We start from the raw sequence: 14,849 nt of genomic DNA, 5'->3' as shown, positions 1-14,849 counted from the left end.
GAAGTGATTTGGCCATTCACAATTTCGCCATAAGTGAGGCGGGACGGCCAGGATGGGCTCAGGGATTGATTCAAGAGCTTCAGAAAGTGAGTCAGCGCCCTGCCAATCCGATTCACGCTGCGCGTCCAGAGCATTGAAATAGCTTGATTAAATCTAGATCCGCCAAAAAAATCCACGCCGGATTGTGACCAGGCCAGTCTATCAACCTCCATGCCGAAACGTGGCAGAATTGTCTCAGCCTCGCATGCAACCCCCGTCGAGGGCATGTGCAGGCCAGTAAGACGTGAAAGGGCCTGACAACTCGCAATCGATTTAAATAGACAATTCCCTGCATGCCGCGATAGCTCTCTGGTCTCTTTGGGAGGAGAGTGATGCCGTCGTCTGCCCGCATGCCCGTGACCGCCCTGCTGGGCGCCAACATGTTCTTCTCCGGCATTACTTACGCCGCCACCATGCCCTACGCGTCGCTGGTCGGGGTGGACACGCTGGGCATGTCGCCGGGCTGGTTTGCCACGATCATGGCGGTGGGTTCGGTGCTGGGGACGTTTCTGTCCCTGTATCTGGGCTACTTGTCCGATAAGCTGCCGGACCGCCGCATCCTGGTGCTGATCGCAGCGTTGGGCGGTGTGGCTGGCCATGGGCTGATCTATCTCTGGCCCACGCAAACCGGCTTCACCATCGCCATGGCCCTCTTGATGCCAATCGGCTTCACATGCTTTTCGCAGTGTTTCGCCTATGTCCGGGTCTATTATTCAAAGCATATGCCGGGCCGGGCCGACTTCATGGTCACCGCGCTGCGTACTGTCTTCACCATTGCCTGGGTCGTCGTGCCCCCGGCGGCGGGCTGGGTGGCGGCGGAGTTCAGCATTTTCGACGTCTATCTGGCCTCATCACTGAGCTACGCGGCCGTCGCTGGGATTTTCCTGGCGCTGATGAGCGACAAATCCACCCATGTGCATGTCCCGCCGCCGGTGCGGGCGGAGGGCGCGTCGCTGCTCTCGACTTTTGCCCTGCCTTTGGGCGTGCTGGCCGGGCTGACGGGATTGATCGTGATGAGCATGGCGATGCGGATCCTGAGCTTCACCGTGCCGCTGTTCATTGTCACGGACCTTGATGGCACGGTCACCGATGTCGGCTTTTACGCGGGCATCACGGCGCTGGCCGAAGTGCCCTGCATGCTGTTTTGGGGCTGGCTGACGACGAAGCTGACCAAGGAAACATTGCTGGCCGCGGCGGGCTTGGTGATTGCCCTCTTCCTCGCCCTGGCGTCGGCTCTCACCAACATGACGGTGTTTTACTGGCTGCTGATCCTCAACGGCCTGGGCACGGCAGCGCTGATGAGCATCAACATCTCCTATATCCAGGAGGCCATCAAAGGCCGGGTTGGGCTGTCGACCTCCTTGATGGATGTGGTCGCCATCGCCGGCAATCTGCTTGGCGCGACCGCCTTTGGCGTGCTGACCTCGGGCGGGGACTATCGCTTCGCCCTGATGGTCGGGGCCGGCGTGGCGGTCATTGGCGCGGGCATCATGCTGGGTGGCAATCCGGGGCGGCTGGGGCGGTTAAGGCCCCAGCCCGTGGCCAGCTAGATTTCGCTGCGGTTCTTCTTGTGGTCCTTGGCCTTGGCGGCCTTCTTCTTTGGCGGGCGCGCTTCACCGTCGGCGGCCGGCTTTGACCATTTCGGCTTGCCCTTGTCCTTGGGGGCCGATTTTGCCGACTTGGCCGGGCGGATGGTGACGTGTTCTGCGGGCTGCTCCACGGGCCGGGTCGCCGGGCGTGTGGCCGGACGCTCTGCGGGCTGCTCGAAGTCGTCGGCCCGAAGTTTGGAAGAGCCATAGCGCTGCTTGCGGTCGGCGCGCTCGGGCCGGGCCTTCATCGGATCGTATTTTTCCGGTGGTCCGGGCGGACGGCGCTTGCCCTGCGGACGCTCGGAGCGCTCGCCCGGACCATCAACGGCGTTGATATGCACGCCCTTTTCGCCGGTGCCGTTCTTGCCCAGGGACCGCAGGAAGCCATCGACCTTGTCGGCGGCGATTTCAAAAATGCTCTCGGTATCGAAAATGCGGATCGAGCCGATGGCGGACTTGGTCACGCCGCCGGCCTTGCAGATCATCGGCAGCAGCCAGCGCGGCTCGGCGCGCTGCTTGCGGCCCAGATTGACCTTGAACCAGCTGCCGCCAACAAACGCCTCGCGGCTGCGCGGCTCGCGCGAGCCGAAGTCATCGGGCGCCATCGCGGTCACATCCTCGGGCACCGGCCGCGCCGCCAGTTGCAGACGCACATAGGCGGCAGCAATCGCCTCGGCGCTGTGGCGCTCGAGCAATTGGCTGACCAGCGGCGCCTCGTCCTCGCTGGCCGGCGCGCTCAGCGTCTCGGCCGAAAGGATATGTTCGCGGTAACGCGCATCGATATCGGCGGCGCTGGGCGGGGCAATGTTTTCGGCATCGACCTTGGCGGTGCGCAGTATGGAGAGCGCCACGCGCTTGCGGTGGGCCGGGGCGATGACCACGCAGGTGCCCTTGCGCCCTGCCCGGCCGGTGCGGCCCGAGCGGTGCAACAGCGTTTCGGCATTCATCGGCAGGTCGGCGTGAATGACCAGGTCGAGATTGGGCAGATCAATGCCACGAGCAGCAACGTCGGTGGCCACGCAGATGCGGGCCCGGCCATCGCGCATGGATTGCAGCGCGCTGGTGCGCTCGGCCTGGCTCAATTCACCCGACAGGGTCACCACGTCAAAACCACGATTGTGCAGGCGGGCCGACAGGTGTTTCACCGCTTCGCGAGTCGAGGCAAAGACGATGGTGTTGGTGCTTTCGTACCAGAGCAGAGTGTTGATGACGGCGTTCTCGCGCTCGGCGGCGGGAACAGACACCAGCTTGTAGTCGATATCGGCGTGCTGCGAGCCGGAACTGGCGGCGGTAATGCGCAAGGCATCCCGCTGGAACGTTTTGGCCAGTTCAGCGATCTGCTTGGGCACGGTGGCCGAGAACAGCAGGGTTCGGCGGTCTTCTGGCGCAGCATCAAGGATGAATTCGAGGTCTTCGCGGAAACCGAGGTCGAGCATTTCATCGGCCTCGTCGAGCACCACGGCGCGCAGCGCCGAAGTGTCGAGCACACCGCGGGTAATGTGGTCACGCAGGCGCCCCGGCGTACCGACGACGATATGGGCGCCACGTTCAAGCGCCCGGCGCTCAGTGCGCTGGTCCATGCCGCCAACACCAGCGGCGGTCTGGGCGTGCATATTGGCATAGAGCCAGTCGAGCTCGCGGCGGACCTGCATGGCCAGTTCGCGGGTCGGCGCAATAACCAGTGCCAGGGGGGCGCCAGGGGCCGGCAGAATGAGGTCGTCGCCCAGCAGGGTCGGAGCGATCGCCATGCCAAAGGCGACGGTCTTGCCCGAGCCGGTCTGGGCGGAAACCAGAAGATCGCGGCCATCCGCGCTTTCTTCAATGACGGCAGCCTGTACCGGGGTGAGGCTGTCATAGCCCTTGGCCGCGAGGGCCTGGGCGATGGGGGCAATAATTGTATCGGGTAGGGACAAAGCAGTTCTTTCGGAGCGGATTACACCATGCGTGCCGTGCCCCGACGCTGCGGGATGCTCCGACCGATTATTGGTGTCTAGCAATGGGGTTCCACCCTTATGGCGGAGTGACCCGGGTCGTGTTCAATGCCTTATAGCACGAACAAGCAAAAAGGCCGCCCGGCGGGCGGCCTGGAATTCGGTGGCGGAGACATCGGCCCGGCCCTTCGCGGGGCTCAGGGCGTTCGTCCCTCAAATCGCTCCGCTGGAGCGATTTGCCGGCTGGCCAAGGCCAGCCGTCGGCACTCACCCAACGATTTCGTCGTCGGAGAAGAAGAACTTGATTTCCTGGGCGGCGGTTTCCGGAGCATCCGAACCGTGCACGGAGTTTTCGCCGACGGAGAGGGCAAATTCCTTGCGGATGGTGCCTTCAGCGGCGTTTTCCGGGTTGGTGGCGCCCATGATTTCGCGGTTCTTGAGGATGGCGTTTTCGCCTTCCAGGACCTGCACGACAACCGGCGAGGCAATCATCTGCTCGACCAGTTCACCGAAGAAGGGGCGTTCCTTGTGGACGGCGTAGAAGCCTTCGGCCTGTTCGCGGGTCATGTGGATCTTCTTCATGGCGACGGGGCGCAGGCCGTTCTCTTCGAACTTGGCGACGATCTTGCCGATCAGGTTGCGACGGACGGCATCGGGCTTGATGATGGAGAAGGTGCGTTCGAGCGCCATGGCGGTATGTTCCTGCTTGATGCGTTTGGAAAGGTGGCGCCTTTTAGCGGGTGAGTGTGTAAGGCGCAAGACGGCAACTTGCCGCCTTTCAGCCCCTCGCCTCAAGGCAGTCGCCCTGCCCTTTCCTCGCCTCGACCACCCCATGGGCCACTTCATTGTTCTCAGGGTTGAGCGCGCTCACATCGAGATCGATGACCGGCTCGCTGACCTCGATCACCTGTTCGGTGCTGACCGGCACGATCTGCATGGTGCAGACCTCGGCGGTGCTGACGGTGGGCAAATGCACTGCCATGATCGTGCCGCGCGGCTCGGCCATGCCCGCCGGTTCCACGGCCCAGCAGGCGCCGCCGTCAAATGTCGCCTTGAGCAGAATCCTTTCGGCATCAATGCGGCAGGCGGATAGATGGGTGAAGCTGGCAACTTCCTGCGCCAGGGCAGCGCCGCCGCATAGGGCCGCGGCCAGCGCTAGCGGAATGGAAGCCATGGTCCTGCGCATTAGACATCTCCTCGGGCGCGCTGTATTGGCACAGCAACATTGCAAACGACTTTATGGACCGCTGACCTTGCTTATAGGGTCGGCGAGATTGTGGCATGCTGACGATCAATAACCTGACCTATCGCATTCAGGGCCGCCCCCTGTTCGAAGATGCCTCGCTGGTCCTGCCTGATGGCGCCAAGGCCGGCTTTGTCGGCAAGAACGGCACTGGCAAGACCACGCTGTTCCACCTGATCCAAGGACATATCAGCGCTGATAGCGGGTCGACCGAGGTCAACAAAAAGGCGCGTATCGGCGCTGTGGCACAGGAAGCTCCGGCGGGCGAAGAAACCGTGCTTGAGGTGGTGCTGGCCGCCGACAAGGAGCGCACGGCGCTCTTGGCCGAAGCCGAAACCGCCACGGACCCGCACCGGATTGGCGAAATCCATATGCGCCTTGCCGATATTGACGCGCATAGCGCCGAGGCGCGCGCTTCATCCATTCTCAAGGGTCTGGGGTTCGAGCAGGACCGGCAGAATGCGCCGACCCGGCAGCTGTCCGGCGGTTGGCGCATGCGCGTCGCCCTGGCCGCAGTGCTGTTCAGCCAGCCCGACCTGCTGCTGCTCGACGAGCCGACCAACTATCTCGATCTCGAAGGCACGCTGTGGCTGGAAAAATATCTTGCCACCTATCCCTACACGGTCTTTCTCATCAGCCACGACCGTGACCTCCTGAACAAGGCGGTTAGTTCGATCGTGCATCTCGAGCACCGCAAGCTGACCTTCTACAAGGGCAATTACGACACGTTCGAAGAAACCCGTCGCATGCAGATGGAGCTCAACAACAAGAGCCGTGAAAAGACGCTGGATCAGATCGCGCATCTGCAGAAATTCGTCGACCGCTTCAAGGCCAAGGCCACCAAGGCCAAGCAGGCGCAGGCGCGCGTCAAGATGATCGAAAAGCTCAAGCCGCCCGAGGCCATGTTCGACGAGCATGCCGCCCCGTTCCAGTTCCAGCAGCCAAAGGTGGATCTGCCCACCCCGATGATCACGCTGGACAAGGTCTCGACCGGCTATGGCGACACGGTGATCCTCAAGAATGTCACCCAGCGCATTGATCCGGATGCGCGCATCGCGCTGATCGGCGTCAATGGCAATGGCAAGTCGACCTTTGCCAAGCTGCTGGCGGGCGATATTCCGGTGATTGACGGCCAGCTCAAGATCAACAAGAAGCTCGATATCGCCCATTTCGCCCAGCACCAGATGGACAAGCTCAAGCCCGAGCAGACGCCGCTGGAACATGTCACCGCGCTGATGCCGCTCGACAATGAGGCAAGACGCCGGAGCCGCCTGGCGCAGATGGGCCTGACCACCTCGCGCATGGACACCAAGGCCAAGAACCTCTCCGGTGGCGAGCGGGCGCGCCTCCTGATGGGCCTCATCACATTTTCCGGCCCCTCGATGATGATCCTGGACGAACCGACCAACCATCTCGACATCGATAGCCGCGATGCACTGGTTTATGCCCTGAACGACTATCAGGGCGCCGTGCTGATCATCTCGCACGACCGCCATCTGATCGAGGCCACCTGCGACACGCTCTGGATTGCGGAGAACGGCACGATCCGTGAGCTGGACGAGGATCTGGACAGCTACCAGCGCAGCATCACTTCGAACAAGGACGCCAAGTCGGGCAACGGCGGGCCGGGCGTGAATGATCGCAAGCAGTCCCGCCAGGAAGCGGCGGCGCGGCGGGCCGAGCTGGCCCCGCTCAAGAAAAAGATTACCGACGCCGAAAACAGGATGAAGCAGCTGAAGACCGAGATCGACAAGATCGAGGCCCAGCTTGCCGACCCCAAGGTCTATGACGGCCCGCCGGACAGACTGATCGCCCTGGGCAAGGACAAGGCCCGGTTCAGCAGCGACCTGGAAGCGCTCGAGGAAAGCTGGCTCGAATTTAGCGCCGAACTGGAAGAAGCCGAACGCGCATAAGGGATCAGCAGGTCCCCGTGTGCGAGTAGCGTCTTCACCATCTGGGGCCATCGGCTGTTGACGGGCGCGCGATGCTGGCATTTGCTGGGAGCCCAACTTCCCGAGGCTAGAAATGACACGTCTGTCCGCCTTGATTGTCGTGCTGATCCTGTCCTTCTGCACCCTGCCTGCTGCGGCCCAGGACCTGTCCGGCCTCACCAAGCAGGAGCGCGCTGAAACGCTGCGCTTTGCGGTCAATAACAGCCTGTTCACGCTCTATCACGAGGTTGCGCATCTGCTGATCGACAAGCTGGCCCTGCCCGTACTGGGCAAGGAAGAAGACGCGGCCGACAATATCGCCACCTGGATCCTGCTCAGGAAAAACACACCCGAAGCGAACCAGGCGCTGGAAGATGCAGCGGATGGCTGGGTGCTCACCGGGGAAAGCTATGACAATTATTTCGCCGGGGACGATTATGCCTCGGGCTATAGTCCTGACCGGCACAGGGCCATGCAGATCATCTGCCTGATGGTCGGCGCCGACCGCACGGCCTTTCGCACCATTGCCAATGCCTATGACATCCCTTCTGAGCGGCAGCACACCTGCCTGTTCGACTATGAGCTGGTCAATCGCAGCCTTGATGCGGTTCTGGAAGGCGGCCAATCGGGCACATCCGTCAATGTGACCTACCACGATGGCGGAAGACGACTCCGCCTGGCCGAGCGCGCTTTCCGTGGCAGTGGCATCTTCGACGATGTGGCCGACGAATTGCGCCGCGGATATCGGCTTGACGGCAGGGTGCGTTTCACCGCCCGCCGCTGCGGAGAATCCAACGCCTTTTATGACCCCGCGACAACCGAAATCATCTTCTGCTATGAGTTGATGCAGGACTTCATGCAGCTCCATCTCGATCGGCGGGCAGAGCGCAGCCGGCACTGAACGGCGAGGTCTGGCGGAACAGGCGGTCCGCTGCCATAGGGGGTTACCATGAACAGATATGCAGCGGCCCTGGCCGCTATTTCCGTGTGCGTGTCACTCGGCGCCAGCAGCGCTCTGGCGCAGGATGAGGAGAACGTGATTCTGCGCGATGCTATGGCCTTTGCCATGCACGACGCAGCGTTCACCATCTACCATGAAGTTGGCCACATGCTGGTGGGCGAACTGGGCCTGCCTGTCCTGGGCAAGGAAGAGGACGCCGTCGACACTTTGGCAACCATCTGGTTGCTCAATGACGAGGATCAGGACTACGCCTTCAATGCCCTGATCGACGCCTCGGATGGCTGGTACTACAACGCGGTCAATTCCACCGGTTCGGGCGTCGACGAATTCTCCTACTATTCCGAACACAGCCTGGATATCCAGCGGGCCTATGCCATGGTCTGCCTGATGGTCGGCGCCGACCCCGACAATTTCGGGGAAACGGCGGATATCTATGAGCTCGATCCCGACCAGCAGGAGAATTGCGCCTATACCTATGAACAGGCGCAGGCGTCCTGGGGTAGCCTGCTTTCCGCGCATGAACTCAACGGCAACAAGAGCGCACCGATCGAGGTCGTCTATGATGACGCTGGTGAATACGAAGAGTTTGCCAGCGCGCTCAAGGAACAGGGCATACTGGAGCGGGCGGCGAACGAAATCACCAGCTCCTACGCCCTGCCCCAGCCCGTAACCTTCCGGGCCGCGCAGTGCGGCGAAGCCAATGCCTATTATGATCCGTCCGCCAGCGAAGTGACCTATTGCTATGAACTGGCTGCCGAGATGTTCAATCTCTACGTTTACGACATCGTCGGCTGGGGTGACACTGGCGAGGACACCGGGCAGGAGTGAACCGGCGACCGCCCCTTAGCTGAAACCGACATATCGCCCTGGACGGTGGTTCAGGGCGATAATCAGGTTCAGCACCAAGGCCCCGAGGATAGAATAGATCACCCGGTCAAAGGGCAGCACGAAAAAGGCGATGATCAGGATCACCGCGTCGACGCCAAGCTGAAAATAGCCGGCGCGGATGCCGAAATTCTCCTGCAGGAACAGCGCCAGGATATTGATCCCGCCAACGCTCGCCTTGTGGCGGAACAGCGAGAGAATGCCCAGCCCCATCAGCCCGCCGCCAACCAGCGCAGCAAATAGCGGGTCGATGCGTTCAATGCCGATCCAGCCCGGAATCTGGCTGGTGAAATAGGATACCATGGCCACGCTGGCGATGGTCTTGAGGGTAAAGGGCAGGCCCATGCGCCACCAGGCCAGCGCGTAGAATGGCAGGTTGATGGCGAAGAACAGCCAGCCGAAGGGAATGCCGGTAATATATTGCAACAGCAGTGCAAGGCCGGCGCTGCTGCCGGTGGTGAGCTGGACCTGCACATAAAAGGCAATGCCCAGAGATACCAGCATGGTGCCGATCAGCATGGCGAAGATATCTTCGTGCAGCTTGTGCCGGCTCGGCGTCGAGAGGTCTGGCGTCATGCCGCGGCCTTCTTTTCCCAGCGGCCGGTGGCGTCCTGCTGCCAATAGGTCAGGGTGTCAGAGCCGCCCCGCAGCGCTTTCCAGGCGTCGCGCGCCGTCTGCACGGCCGCCGGGTCGTGACCCGAGAACAGATAGACCAGCCGCTGATAGCCCTCGCCCGATTGTGGCACGGCACCATCGGCGAAAAAGCGGACGCTAGCGCCATTGGGATTGCCGGTTTCAGTGGTGATCAGAATGGGTTGCTGTGCGTCCAGTTCCTCACCGGCCAGGCCATGCGCCAGGAAGCTGTCATCGCGATAGGTCCAAAGATGGGCGTCCAGCGCCTCGGCGCGTTCGCGCGAACCGACCTCGACAACGGCGCGCCAACCCCGCTCGATGGTTTTTTCGAGCAGGAGCGGCATGACCGCCTCGAGCGGTCGGGTTTCGAGATGATAAAACAGGACTTCGGCCATGGCTCCACATTATCTGCCGCACGCTGGCGGCACCAGTTCGCCACGCGCCATGCTGGCATGCGCGAGGGCTCATCTGTGACGGTATGGGAGATTGTGCCGAACCAAGAACTGCCGCAAGGTGCGGCGCGATTCATCCCACGCTAATCTGCGCGGGCGCCAGCTTCGGACCCATATGAGACGACTGACCAGTTATCTGACGCGCCTGTTTGGCAGCGATGCGCTGATCCTGTTCGGAATCATGTGCTTCCTGCTCTGGCTGGTCAATTGCCTGCGTTCTTTCGACGTCGTCTCGGTCAAGGGCCAGGGATTTGGCACGCTGGCGCTGCAGGCGCTCTACACCATGCCGCCGCTGGCCTTGTCCTTCTTCTATATCTGCGTGGGGATTGGCGTGGTGCGGGCGCTCAGCGCCCTGCAGACAAGCCACGAGCTGCATATCATCCACACCAGCAACGGGCTGAGCGGGCTCTGGCGGGCCAGCATCGTGACCTGCAGCATTGCGGTGGCAATGGTGTTGCTGCTCGCCCATGTGGTGGAGCCGCTTGCCAACAAGCAGCTCAACCGGCTGTCGGCGGAAGTGGCCGCCGACCTTGTCAGCTCGACGCTCAAGCCGAACAGGTTCACCCAGGTCACGCCCGGCGTGGTGTTGCTGATCGGCGGACGCGCCGATGGCGGGGAAATCACCGAGTTCTTTGCCGATGACCGGCGCGATCCCGAGACGCGCCGCACTTATATCGCAGCCTCTGCCCGCGTGGTCAGCGTTGGCGAAGATTATGTGCTCGAATTGCGCGAGGGCACGCTGCAGCACACCGAGGCCGATGGCCGCTATTCGGAGATCAGGTTTTCCCGCTATGACGTGAGCGTTGAAAGCCTGGCCCAGCAGGTCGCCTATATCGATGTGCTCTCGGAGACCGACAGTTTCGGCCTGATCGCCCAGGCGCTCGAAACCGGCTGGTCGCCCGAAATCGTCAAACGCCTGCTCGACCGTTCTGCCGAGGGGCTGCGCGTGCTGGGACTGGTCCTGCTGGTCGTGGCGCTGGCCGGCTTTCCCAGCGGCAACCGCATGCGCATCAAGCTGCCACTCGAGGCATTTGTGATGCTCGTGGCATTTGGCGAGCGCGGCATCAGCGCCTATAGCCCGCTTGGCAGCGGCACAGGCGCGATCCTGCTGATCCTGGCTGGCAGCGTCATCCTCCTCCTGCGGCTCTGGCCGCGGCGCCCGATGGAGGCGAAACCGGCATGATCAACCATATCGACAGGGTCATTGTCGCCCGACTCACCAGCCGCATCGCCGCCACGGTGTTCATCTTTTACGGGCTGATCGCGCTGGTGGAATCGCTCGACACTTGGCGGTTCAGCCATGTGGCCGACGAGCGCGGCGTGCATATGGCCATTGTCATGGTGGCTATGAGCGCGGTGCGCTGGACCATCAAGACCCTGCCCGTGACCGTGTTGATGGGCACCATTTTGGGGCTGGTCGACCTCAAGATGCGACACGAACTGACGGTGATCAAGGCCAGTGGCCTCTCGATCTGGCGCGTGCTGCGCGCGCCTGTGGCCGTGCTGTTCGTCGCCAGCCTGGTGATAGCCCTTGGGGCGGAGACCATCAGCACCACGATCAACCGCGACCTGGCCCCGACCCCGCCTGGACAGGTGACGCAGTTGACCCCGCCGGGCGAGGTCTGGCTGGAGCAGCGCGGCGATGGGGTACACTATGTTTTGATGGGGCGCGGTATGTCGCAGGGCGGCTCAAGGCTGGCAGATGTGACGCTGTTTCATTTGGGCCCCAGCGAAACGCCGCGCATCGAAGCAGATGAAGCCATGCTCGAAGGCGGATTCTGGAACTTTCCCGAAGCCAGCGTGCGCACGCCCGATGGCCCGTTGCGGATCATGCGTGATCTGCGCGTGCCGACCCGCTCCACTGCGGCCGAAATCAGCCTCAAACTGGCCTCGACTGAAGACATGACATTTTTCGAGCTGGCCCAATTGCTGCAGCGAGGGGTCAGCGATCCCTCGATTTATGCTTCGACCTCGATGAGGCTGATCAAGCTGCTGGCCCTGCCGCTGGTGCTGACCGGTTCCCTGCTGATCGGCTTTGCCTTTACCGCCGGCTATAGCCGGCACGCGCAGATCGGGCCGGCCGTGCTCTATGGCATTGTGCTCGGCTTTGTCGTCTTCATCATCACCGAAATGGCAGACCGGGCTGGCGCGACCGGCGTGCTGGACCCGCTGTTTGCGGCCATAGGCCCTGCCCTTGTCGCCATCGTCATCGGTGTAACAGTGTTGCTCCGCAAGGAGGATGGCTGGACCTGACCGGTTCGGGCCGTTCCGATTTTGGCCTCAATCATCGCCCAATTGACAAGACTGGCTCTGACGCCGCATTGAAGGCGTCACAAGACAAGCGGACCTGACCATGACCTTTGCTGAATTTCGGCGCGCCCTCGGCGCGATGTTCATCGGACTTGCCCTGACCCTGGGTGGCATTGCCCCCGCCGTGGCGGCGACCGTGGTGACGGTCAATGGCGAGCCAATCAGCGATATTCAGGTTGATCAGCGCCTGCGCCTCTTCCGCATGGAAGGCAACAATACCGGCCGCAGCGGCGCGACCCAGCAATTGATAACCGAGGCCATTCAAATCCAGGAGGCCAAGCGGTTGGGCATCAATGTGTCCAATGCGCAGGTCGACGACGCATTCCTCCAGATTGCCCGCAATCTCAATGTCAGCCGCGACCGGCTGACCCAGATGCTGGAACAGGGCGGCGTCAGCTCCCAGACGCTGCAGGATCGCCTGCGCGCTGCCATTGCATGGAATGCCGTAACCGAAGCCGCCATCACCCCGCAGGTGCAGATTTCCGAGCTTGAACTGGACCAGCGCGCGGCCGAGCAGATCGCCGATTTCCAGAACTTCGACTATATCCTCAAGGAAGTGATCTTTGTGGGTGGCAGTGGCCGGTCCGGCCAGGCCAATCGTTTTCGCTCAAGCTTTGCCGGCTGCGATACGGCTGTCGAACTCTCGCTGGCCTATACCGACGTCGCCGTCGTCGATATCGGCCGCCGCCACGCCACGCAGATGCCCGATGCGATTGCCCGGGAACTGGCCGGCCTCAATGTGGGGGGCATCAGCAAGCCGCGTGCGATCGAGGCGGGCCTGTCCATGCTGGCCATCTGCGAAAAGGTGCAAGCCGAAGACCTGACCTTCGTCAAGGGCGGGCTGCGCGAGGATGTCGGCGGCGACGCCCTGGCCAAGGAAGCCGAGGCCTATCTCGAACGCCTGCGCAGCCAGGCCAAGATCTTCTACCAGTAGGCGCATCGCGGCCTGCTCAGAATAGCGGCCCATTCCGGGGGCCATTTCGCGGCCGCACTGTCTTGCGGCCGCCTCGCCTTTGGGGGACAGCATGACTGCGCCTTTGGCCGTCACAATGGGGGAACCGGCTGGTATCGGCCCCGACCTGATCCTGGCGCTTTATGCGCGCCGCCAGGCCCTCAACCTCACCCCCTTCGTGGTTTACGGACACACCAATTTTCTCAAGGCCCGCGCCCAGCGCCTGGGCCTTGAGATCGCGATTGAGGCCGTCGGAGCTGACGCCGCTGCCGAGACGTTTGCGCGGGCACTGCCCGTGGCGCATATCGAGGGCATGGTGGCCGACCTGCCCGGCGTAGCCGATGAACACGCCGCCCCCGTCGTCATCAATGCCATCTCCGAAGCCGTGCAGGCGGCCATGACGGGACATTGCCGGGGGGTTGTGACGGCCCCCATTCACAAGGGTGCGCTCTACCATGCCGGGTTCCGATATCCCGGCCATACCGAATTTCTGGCCGATCTTTGCGCCATGGGCAGCAAGCCTCGGCTACCGGTGATGATGCTGGCGCATGAAGATCTGCGCGCCGTGCCGCTGACCATTCACGTACCGATCAAGGATGTGCCGGGGCTGATCAGCCGCAAGCTGATCCTCGATACGCTGCGGGTGATGGCCCATGATCTGCGGCAGCGATTTCATATTGAAAATCCCCGCATCGCGGTGGCAGGGCTCAACCCCCATGCCGGCGAGGGCGGCTCGATCGGCCGCGAAGACGTGGAGATCATCGCGCCGGCCATTGCCGACGCGGTGGCCGATGGCATAGAGGTTGTCGGCCCGCTGCCCGCGGACACGCTGTTTCATCCGCCACATTGGCGGCAATATGATGCGGTGCTGGCCATGTATCACGATCAGGCGTTGATCCCGATCAAGACCGTGGCCTTCGATGCCGGCGTCAATGTCACGCTCGGCCTACCCATCGTGCGCACCTCGCCCGACCACGGCACCGCATTCGACCTGGCCGGCACCGGCAAGGCCTCTGTTTCCAGTTTTGCCGCGGCCCTGGCCATGGCGCATACCATGACGGCCCCCAAAACATGAGCCAGATCGATAACCTTCCCCCGCTGCGCGAGGTCATCAACGCCCACGGCCTGCGCGCCAAAAAGGAGTTGGGGCAGAATTTCCTGCTCGATCTCAACCTGACCGCGCGCATCGCCCGTGTCGGCGGCTCACTCGAAGGCGTGCGGGTGATTGAGGTTGGTCCCGGCCCCGGCGGGCTGACCCGTGCCCTGCTCGCCGAAGGGACCCGCGAGGTCATCGCCATTGAGCGCGACGCGCGCGCCCTGCCGGCCCTGGCCGAAGTGTCCGACGCCTATCCAGGTCGGCTGACCGTGATTGGCGGCGATGCCATGGAGATGGACTATCGCCTGCTGGCTGACGGTCCGACGCGGATCGTCGCCAATCTGCCCTATAATATCGGCACCCAGCTTCTCACCGGCTGGCTGACCATGGAGCCATGGCCGCCCTTTTTCGAAAGCCTGACGCTGATGTTCCAGCGTGAGGTGGCCGAGCGGATCGTGGCCCGGCCCGGCGACAATCACTATGGGCGCCTCGGCGTCCTGGCCGGCTGGCGGGCTGACGCCCGCATCGCCTTCAATGTCGGCAAGCAGGCTTTCGTGCCGCCGCCCAGCGTCACTTCGGCCGTGGTGCACATCGTGCCCAAGCCCGTCGAAGAGGGATTGCCGGTCAGGCTGGTCGAACAGGTGACCAAGGCCGCCTTCGGCCAGCGCCGCAAAATGGTGCGGCAGTCGCTGAAATCGCTCGGCGTGCCGGTGGAGGCCCTGCTGGCCGCTGCAGACCTCAAGGGCGACGAACGGGCCGAAACCCTGCCCATCGAAGCCTTCCTCGCCATGGCGCGGGCTTTGCCGGGGTTAAGAGCGGAAGGCTAA

Annotated in this window: 14 protein-coding genes; 9 read left to right on the top strand and 5 right to left on the bottom strand. The window is 62.7% G+C overall.

Going from position 1 to position 14,849, the window contains the following annotated elements; all coding sequences use genetic code 11:
- Positions 1-371: 371 nt before the first annotated feature.
- Positions 372-1,589, top strand: a complete 1,218-nt coding sequence (locus GO014_RS19470) for an MFS transporter (RefSeq protein ID WP_157288893.1) — start codon at positions 372-374, stop codon at positions 1,587-1,589.
- Here GO014_RS19470 and GO014_RS01835 read toward each other — a convergent pair.
- The 3 genes from GO014_RS01835 to GO014_RS01825 all read right to left on the bottom strand — a co-directional run bounded on the left by GO014_RS01835 (position 1,586) and on the right by GO014_RS01825 (position 4,745).
- Entirely contained in the window at positions 1,586-3,541 is a 1,956-nt protein-coding gene (locus tag GO014_RS01835; RefSeq protein ID WP_157288892.1) for a DEAD/DEAH box helicase, read from the bottom strand. The genes GO014_RS19470 and GO014_RS01835 overlap by 4 nt on opposite strands.
- Positions 3,542-3,826: 285 nt before the next feature.
- Entirely contained in the window at positions 3,827-4,249 is a 423-nt protein-coding gene (gene ndk / locus GO014_RS01830) for a nucleoside-diphosphate kinase (RefSeq protein ID WP_104894660.1), read from the bottom strand.
- A gap of 88 nt (positions 4,250-4,337) precedes the next feature.
- On the bottom strand, positions 4,338-4,745 hold the full coding sequence (locus GO014_RS01825; protein ID WP_157288891.1) for a hypothetical protein: 408 nt from the start codon (positions 4,743-4,745) through the stop codon (positions 4,338-4,340).
- Positions 4,746-4,840: 95 nt separating this feature from the next.
- Between GO014_RS01825 and GO014_RS01820 the strand changes: the two genes are divergently transcribed.
- The 3 genes from GO014_RS01820 to GO014_RS01810 all read left to right on the top strand — a co-directional run bounded on the left by GO014_RS01820 (position 4,841) and on the right by GO014_RS01810 (position 8,522).
- Positions 4,841-6,715 (top strand): ABC-F family ATP-binding cassette domain-containing protein, encoded by a 1,875-nt coding sequence (locus tag GO014_RS01820; protein WP_157288890.1) that lies wholly within the window; start codon positions 4,841-4,843, stop codon positions 6,713-6,715.
- 112 nt (positions 6,716-6,827) lie between these two features.
- Positions 6,828-7,634, top strand: coding sequence for a DUF4344 domain-containing metallopeptidase (locus tag GO014_RS01815; protein WP_157288889.1), 807 nt, complete (start codon positions 6,828-6,830; stop codon positions 7,632-7,634).
- Positions 7,635-7,682: 48 nt separating this feature from the next.
- On the top strand, positions 7,683-8,522 hold the full coding sequence (locus GO014_RS01810) for a DUF4344 domain-containing metallopeptidase (protein ID WP_157288888.1): 840 nt from the start codon (positions 7,683-7,685) through the stop codon (positions 8,520-8,522).
- Between the two features lie 15 nt (positions 8,523-8,537).
- Here the strand turns inward: GO014_RS01810 and GO014_RS01805 are convergent, their stop codons facing one another.
- Positions 8,538-9,155, bottom strand: coding sequence for a YitT family protein (locus GO014_RS01805; protein WP_157288887.1), 618 nt, complete (start codon positions 9,153-9,155; stop codon positions 8,538-8,540).
- The gene (locus GO014_RS01800) at positions 9,152-9,607 is read right to left on the bottom strand and encodes a DNA polymerase III subunit chi (RefSeq protein ID WP_157288886.1); all 456 of its coding nucleotides are present in this window, start codon (positions 9,605-9,607) and stop codon (positions 9,152-9,154) included. Before GO014_RS01800 ends, GO014_RS01805 begins: the two co-directional genes overlap by 4 nt.
- Before the next feature lie 172 nt (positions 9,608-9,779).
- Here GO014_RS01800 and GO014_RS01795 point away from each other — a divergent pair, with 172 nt between their 5' ends.
- The 5 genes from GO014_RS01795 to rsmA all read left to right on the top strand — a co-directional run bounded on the left by GO014_RS01795 (position 9,780) and on the right by rsmA (position 14,849).
- Positions 9,780-10,847 (top strand): LptF/LptG family permease, encoded by a 1,068-nt coding sequence (locus tag GO014_RS01795; RefSeq protein WP_157288885.1) that lies wholly within the window; start codon positions 9,780-9,782, stop codon positions 10,845-10,847.
- Positions 10,844-11,917: an LptF/LptG family permease gene (locus GO014_RS01790; protein ID WP_157288884.1), complete on the top strand. Its 1,074-nt coding sequence runs from the start codon at positions 10,844-10,846 to the stop codon at positions 11,915-11,917. Before GO014_RS01795 ends, GO014_RS01790 begins: the two co-directional genes overlap by 4 nt.
- 100 nt (positions 11,918-12,017) lie before the next feature.
- Entirely contained in the window at positions 12,018-12,908 is an 891-nt protein-coding gene (locus GO014_RS01785; protein ID WP_157288883.1) for a peptidylprolyl isomerase, read from the top strand.
- A 91-nt stretch (positions 12,909-12,999) separates the two neighbouring features.
- Positions 13,000-14,001 carry a 4-hydroxythreonine-4-phosphate dehydrogenase PdxA gene (pdxA, locus tag GO014_RS01780; protein ID WP_157288882.1) on the top strand — a complete coding sequence of 334 codons (1,002 nt, stop codon included), beginning with the start codon at positions 13,000-13,002 and terminating at the stop codon, positions 13,999-14,001.
- Entirely contained in the window at positions 13,998-14,849 is an 852-nt protein-coding gene (rsmA, locus tag GO014_RS01775; protein ID WP_157288881.1) for a 16S rRNA (adenine(1518)-N(6)/adenine(1519)-N(6))-dimethyltransferase RsmA, read from the top strand. The genes pdxA and rsmA overlap by 4 nt, the downstream gene beginning before the upstream one ends.

The sequence above is a fragment of the Devosia marina genome (assembly GCF_009758415.1).
Classification (GTDB): Bacteria; Pseudomonadota; Alphaproteobacteria; order Rhizobiales; family Devosiaceae; genus Devosia; species Devosia marina.
The sequence above is the reverse complement of the archived record's forward strand: the minus strand, read 5'-3'. Positions and strand labels throughout refer to the sequence as shown.